This window comes from Pyxidicoccus fallax, assembly GCF_012933655.1.
GTDB classification, from domain to species: domain Bacteria; phylum Myxococcota; class Myxococcia; order Myxococcales; family Myxococcaceae; genus Myxococcus; species Myxococcus fallax.
Map to the genome: position 1 here is coordinate 1 of NZ_JABBJJ010000536.1, position 5,685 is coordinate 5,685.

Annotated in this window: 5 protein-coding genes; 3 read left to right on the top strand and 2 right to left on the bottom strand. The window is 72.3% G+C overall.

Going from position 1 to position 5,685, the window contains the following annotated elements; all coding sequences use genetic code 11:
- The 3 genes from HG543_RS50955 to HG543_RS50965 all read left to right on the top strand — a co-directional run.
- On the top strand, nt 1-855 hold an 855-nt coding region (locus HG543_RS50955; protein WP_169352234.1), incomplete at its 5' end, for a c-type cytochrome.
- A 143-nt stretch (nt 856-998) separates the two neighbouring features.
- Nucleotides 999-2,876 carry a hypothetical protein gene (locus HG543_RS50960; RefSeq protein WP_246357895.1) on the top strand — a complete coding sequence of 626 codons (1,878 nt, stop codon included), beginning with the start codon at nt 999-1,001 and terminating at the stop codon, nt 2,874-2,876.
- Nucleotides 2,877-2,893: 17 nt separating this feature from the next.
- A complete protein-coding gene (locus tag HG543_RS50965) occupies nt 2,894-3,988 on the top strand; it encodes a hypothetical protein (protein ID WP_211194742.1) in 1,095 nt (364 codons plus the stop codon).
- A 7-nt stretch (nt 3,989-3,995) separates the two neighbouring features.
- On the opposite strand, the gene HG543_RS50970 is transcribed toward HG543_RS50965, so the two are convergent.
- Together HG543_RS50970 and HG543_RS50975 are read right to left on the bottom strand one after the other, a co-directional pair.
- Complete coding sequence (locus HG543_RS50970; protein ID WP_169352237.1) at nt 3,996-5,273, bottom strand: TldD/PmbA family protein; 1,278 nt, start codon at nt 5,271-5,273, stop codon at nt 3,996-3,998.
- Between the two features lie 123 nt (nt 5,274-5,396).
- The coding region (locus HG543_RS50975; protein ID WP_169352238.1) for a hypothetical protein at nt 5,397-5,685 on the bottom strand (289 nt) is incomplete at its 5' end.

Genomic DNA, 5,685 nt, shown 5'->3' on the forward strand with positions numbered 1-5,685 from the left:
CCCGTGGCCGCCCCGGCGAAGCCCGCCGCACCCGCGGTGGACGCGGAGGCGGTGGCCCGGGGCCGCTACCTCGCCGAGTCGGTGCTCGGGTGCGTGAGCTGTCACACGGACCGCGACGCCACCCGCTATGGCGGCCCCCTTCGCGGCACCGCGCTGGCCGGCGCCTGCTACGGCAAGGAGTGGGGGCTGCCGGGCCGCGTCTGCGCGCCCAACATCACCTCGGACCCCGAGCACGGCATCGGCCGCTGGACGGACGCGGAGCTGCTGAGCGCCCTGCGCGAGGGCTACGGCCGCGACGGCCGGACGCTGTTCCCCATGATGCCGTACTCGGAGTGGAGGACCCTGTCCGACGACGACGCCCGCGCCGTGGTGGCGTACCTGCGCCAGGTGCCCCCCGTCCCGCGCTCGGTGCCCCGCACGGAGCTGCCCCCCGAGGTCCAGGCTGGAATCCAGAGCCTCGCCTCGCGCCTGCCGGGTCCCGTGCCCGCCCCGGCGGACGACGCCGTGTCACGCGGCCGCTACCTGACCACCATCGCCCAGTGCGCCTTCTGCCATGGCGGGATGGACGAGCCGCCCCAGCCCTTCGCGGGCGGGCTTCCCGTACCCACCCCGTACGGCGAGGAGAAGGCGCCGGCCCTGCTGCCCCACGGCCCCATCCTGAAGGGCCTGAGCGAGGACGCCTTCGTCGCGCGCTTCACGGCCTGGCGTGAAGTGGCCTCCGCTCCCAGTGTGGAGGGCCGCGTCAACAAGCTGGCCATGCCCTGGCTGTCCTTCGCGGGGATGCGGGAAGAGGACCTGCGGGCGGTGTACCGCTACCTCCAGACCTTCGCCGTCACGGCGCGTCAGGGAGGGTGATCCGGCCGGCGGCTGGCGTCTTCCCCGATTTCGCCGGTAGGATTCCCCCGTTTGTCGTCTTCCTCCGCCTGTTCCCCCGCTGGCGGTGACACACCCCCGTCGGGCACGTACCCCCCATGAAACCGCCCTTCAAGAGACTGTTCTTGTCGCTCCTGGTGCTGGCGCACGCAGCGGGCTGCAACCTGCTCGATACGTCCGACGCGGAAGGAACGCGCGGCCGCGGCGCCAGGGCCTTCGACCCGTACGCGAGCTCCGCCTCCGGCGCCATCTCCCTGACGCTGCTGTCCTTCAAGGGCTGCGCGATTCTTCCCAACGGAAGCCCGGTGACGAAGGGCAATCTGGCGCTGCCGGAGTACCCGGCCACCTGCCACGACCTCACCGCCGGCTACCCCCTGTCCCCGGACCGGGCGGAGCCCACGGCGCGGATGACGGTGACGGCGGGCGAGCTGTACTTCCTGCGCGAGTTCTCCGTGATGGACGCCGTGTCCGGCGAGCACACGGACTACACCGACCGCCGCAAGGCGGCCGCCTGGGCCAGCCGGGTGTCGGACTTCAAGGACCTGGACTGGAGCGGGCTGACCATCGGCCAGGATGACTGGCGGCAGATGGACCTGGGCGCCTTCCGGCGCGAGACGTTCTACGAGAACGCCGCGTGGATGCTCTCCACCGACGACACCCTCACGCTGGACGTGCTCGACGCCGACGGCAACGTGCGCGTCTCGCAGACGTACCTGCGCACCGACTTCCTGTCGGAGAGTTCCTCGGCGGGCCGCACGCGCGTCAGCTTCACCGTGGGCAGCATCGCCCGCCCGACCTTCCCCGGCGACCCCGTCGCGGTGCCCGCCTACGAGGGGGAGGACATCAACTACACGAGCGCGGTGAAGGTGTCCTTCGCCAACTCCACCAACCCCTTCAAGTCCTTCGCCATGCCGGCGCTCAACGGCGAGGGCGTCATCCGCGTCACCTGGAGCCTGCTGCCCAAGAAGCCGTTCCTCTTCCCCGTCACCTTCGTCCCGAAGCGGGAGCTGCCCTCCACCTGCTTCGAGCTGGGCGCGGATGGCCTCCCCACCGACGTGCCCACGACGTGCGGCTTCGGCCTGACGCAGAAGCTGCAACTGGCCCGGCCCCAGAATGGCAACTACCACCAGCCCGGCGAGTCGGTGGACTTCGTCGTGTCCCTGCAGGACGGCGACGGCCACGCGCTGCACCCGCGCGACTCCATGCCCTCGTACGCGGACTACATGTACAGCGGCACCTCCAACGGCCTCGCCTACTTCAACAGCTACATGCTGGTGAACTGGCGCGACAGCAGCACCTCCGAGTCCGGCTTCAAGGTGGTGGGCCCGCTGCAGGACCTGAAGGTCGTCAACGGCGCCCATACGCCGCCGTACTTCGCGTACCCGGAGGCCAGCGAGCCCGCGTACTACGTCCACCCCGCCGCGCCCTTCCGCCCGGGTGGCGCGGACCACCGGCCGCCCACGCGCTACTCGGTGAAGCTGCCCGAGAACGCGAAGCCCGGCACCTACGCCATCCTCCTCAAGGGGCACCGCGACTTCATGGGCGAGCGCCTCAGCCGGATGGACCCGTTCTTCTTCCAGGTGGGCCAGACGCAGCCCACCACGTACCCCGGCCGCATCGGCAACTGCCAGGTGTGCCACAACGGCGCCAACTCGCTGAGCAACGTGCACCACGGCGTCTCGGTGGACCACGTGGAGACGTGCAAGACGTGCCACCACGACGAGTCCGTGGGCCACGTCTCCGACTTCATGCACAAAATCCACATGAACTCGCGCAAGTACGCCCAGAACAAGGGTGACTGCACGCTGTGCCACCTGACGCGCGAGAGCACCCTGCGGCCCAGCCTCATCGCCTGCGCGGGCTGCCACCCCGGCACCCACGGCGACGAGTACAAGGATTTGGAGTTCGAGCCGCTGTCTTCCCCCACCAGCATCTACGGCAACTGCGCCAACGCGTGCCACGTGACGACGCCCCCGGCCGAGCACGTGCTGCCTGCCCGGTGAACCCCATGAGGACCGTGATGAAGGCCCGTTCCCTCACTGCCTCCTTCCTGCTCGCGGCCACCCTCGGGGGCTGCGCCGAGTCCGACCCCGTCCCGCCGGTCCCCACCGGCCTGGATGCGCCCGTCACGGAGCTGCCGGCGAGCCAGGCCGCGGTGTCCGGGCTGGTGTTCGACCCGGAGGCGTTTCTCGCCATGTACCTGGCCATCCCGAACGGGGAGGGCCCCCCGGCCTACCTCCTCCCGGGGATGCCGGGCCTGATGTACTCCGCCATTCCGGACGCGCGGGTGCGCCTGTACGGGCCGGGGCTCCGGGAGAGCCTCAGTCCCCCGTCCTCGCCCGCGGGGCAGTGGCAGGCGGACGGCGTCGCGCTGGACGAGCACACGCCGTACCTGGCCGAGGCCGTGCCTCCGCAGGGGCCCGTCACCTTCTACATCGACGAGTACGCGCCCCTCGCGCTGCCGCCCGCGACGTACTACCCCACCACGCACGTGCGCCCCATCCAGGTGAGCGGCACCCAGTGCAGCTCGCAGACGGCGCTGATGGTGGGCAGCGCGGGCGCGCTGGACGCGGTGGCCCAGCACCTGACGGCCGGGGGAACTCCCACGACGGTGGAGGACCTGCTGAACCCGGCCAGGACGGGCGGGGTGGTACTCCTCAACGTGCACACGCCCAGCTTCTTCTACGACTTCTTCCTCACTCCCATGGATGAGGTGGCCGTCGAGGCGAGCGCGGGCACGGTGGTGGCGCTGGACTGGGCGTACCCGGAGGGACTGCCGGGCCAGTCGCCCATGGGCTACTCCGTCATCCCGGGCTCGGTGAGCCCGGTGGGCTACTTCGCGCTGGTGCTGCCGCCGGGCGCGTCGGCGCCGGTGACGGTGAGCTTCACGGACACCGTCGTCACCCCGCCGGAGGAAGAGCCGGGCGAGTTCGGCCCGCGGCCCGTGCTGATTCCGTCGGCCACCGTGGAGCCGCGCGCGGGTGTCTCCGTGCAGCGCGTGTTCGCGTGGCCCAACTTCCCTCCCTTCGAGCCCGACCCGCTGGAGGACCCGCCGCTGCCTCCGATGGACGAGAGCTGGCACTGCGTGGCCCCCGAGCCGCCCCCGGAGGGGTAGTCCGCGTCTAGAGCCAGGGCCGGACGTGCAGCCCGCGGAAGCGCACCGCGGGCTGCCCGAAGGACACGGGCAGCGGGCCGTGGTCCAGCTTGCGGCAGCCGCGCGTGGCGAAGAGGTTGCGCGCGTCGGCGCCCACCGCGTCGATGGAGGCCAGCGCCTCCAGGCCGTTGCCACCGAGGATGCCCGGTGACACGCGCCGCCCCGGGCGGCCGTCGCGCACCTCGCGCGCCTCGACGATGTAGAAGCTGAAGTCTCCCGACAGCAGGTCCATGTGCCGCGGCGTGAGGTGCTGCACGAGCAGGCCGTGGGGCACTCCGGCCAGCAGTGACTCCAGGTTGCCCTCGTGCGGCTCCACGCGCGTGTGGGCCATGCGGGGCAGGGGCGGGTGCCGGAAGTCCACGCGCCGGCCATGCCCGTTGGGCGCGTGTCCGAGGACTCCGGCGGTGCGCGCGTCCAGCAGGGGCGAGCCGACGACGCCATTCTGGAGCAGCGGCACGGCCCGGGCGGCGTGGCCCTCGTCGTCCCAGGCGAAGGCGAGCGAGCCGTGGCCGTCGGTGGGGTCGTCCGAGACGGAGAGGCAGGGCGCGGCCACGCGCTGTCCGAGCCGCCGCGCGAGGTACGAGCCGCCGCGCGCGACGACGTCGCCCTCCAGCGGGTGGCCGCACACCTCGTGGAAGAAGCTGGCGGACGCCGCGCCGGGAGGGAAGACGATGGGCAGCGTCCCGGTGGGGCAGGGGAGGACAGGGGTGGTCTCCCGCAGCTCGCGCGCCAGTCCCTCCACCAGGGCCTCGAGGGACGGTAGCGCCGCGCGCAGGTGCGCCACGTCGGGGAAGGCCGCCGCGCGCCAGAGGTCGGTGGTGACGCTGGCCTCGGTGTGGAAGACCTTCACCTCCAGGAGGGCATAGCGCGCGTGGTCCTCCACCTGGCGCGCGGGGGTGGCGAAGAGGGTGCGCCGGTCCACCTCGCGCAGCAGCACGTCCAGGTGCGTGGCGCCGGCGGCGCGGGCCACGTCCACCAACCGCCGGACGGCCTCCGCGGCCAGCGCGCCTCCGTCCACGAGCACGGGCTCGGGGGCGAGCACCTCGCGCGCCCGGGGCATCACCTCGGCGGGGAGGGCGGAGGACGGGAGCCTGTCGCCCGTCACCTCGGCCCAGGCGTGCTCGGTGCCGCCCGCCACGTCGCGGCACTCGGAGAGGCCTCGCTCCAAGGAAGGGGCCTGGAGGCGGAGCCCGGAGCGGGTGTGGACGACCTCGTTCACCTCGCGCCGCTCAACGAACCAGTCCAAGGCCAGGGCTCCTTACCGTCGGGAGGCTGGAGTCTATCCCCCTTCAGGAATGTCGGTTCAGGGCGTGACGTCGCAGCTCCCTCCAGAGGAGGCGGAGTCCCCGCGCCTTCCGTTTCGGCGCCTTCAGTGCCAGCGCCCCCTGGCGGAGGCGTTCGCCCGCCTCCGGCTCCGGAGTCCTCCTCCGCCCCCAGCGCGACACAGGTCGGCCTCGGCCCACTGGCGCACCCGCCAGGCGAAGCCCGCCTTGCTGCCATGGTGCCGGTAGAAGCGGCCCACCGACATCCACCCCACCCGCGCCAGTTCCTCGGCGCGCACGTGGCCATTCCCGCGCCAGACCCGCGGCGCCGCCGACTCGCGCAGCGACGTCTCGAACGGATGCTCCTCGGTCCACACCTTCCTCCCCGTCCCCTCC

Coding starts and splice junctions, on each gene's coding strand:
- HG543_RS50965 (WP_211194742.1), top strand. CDS start 2,894: ATGAAGGCCCGTTCCCTCACTGCCTCCTTCCTGCTCGCGGCCACCCTC.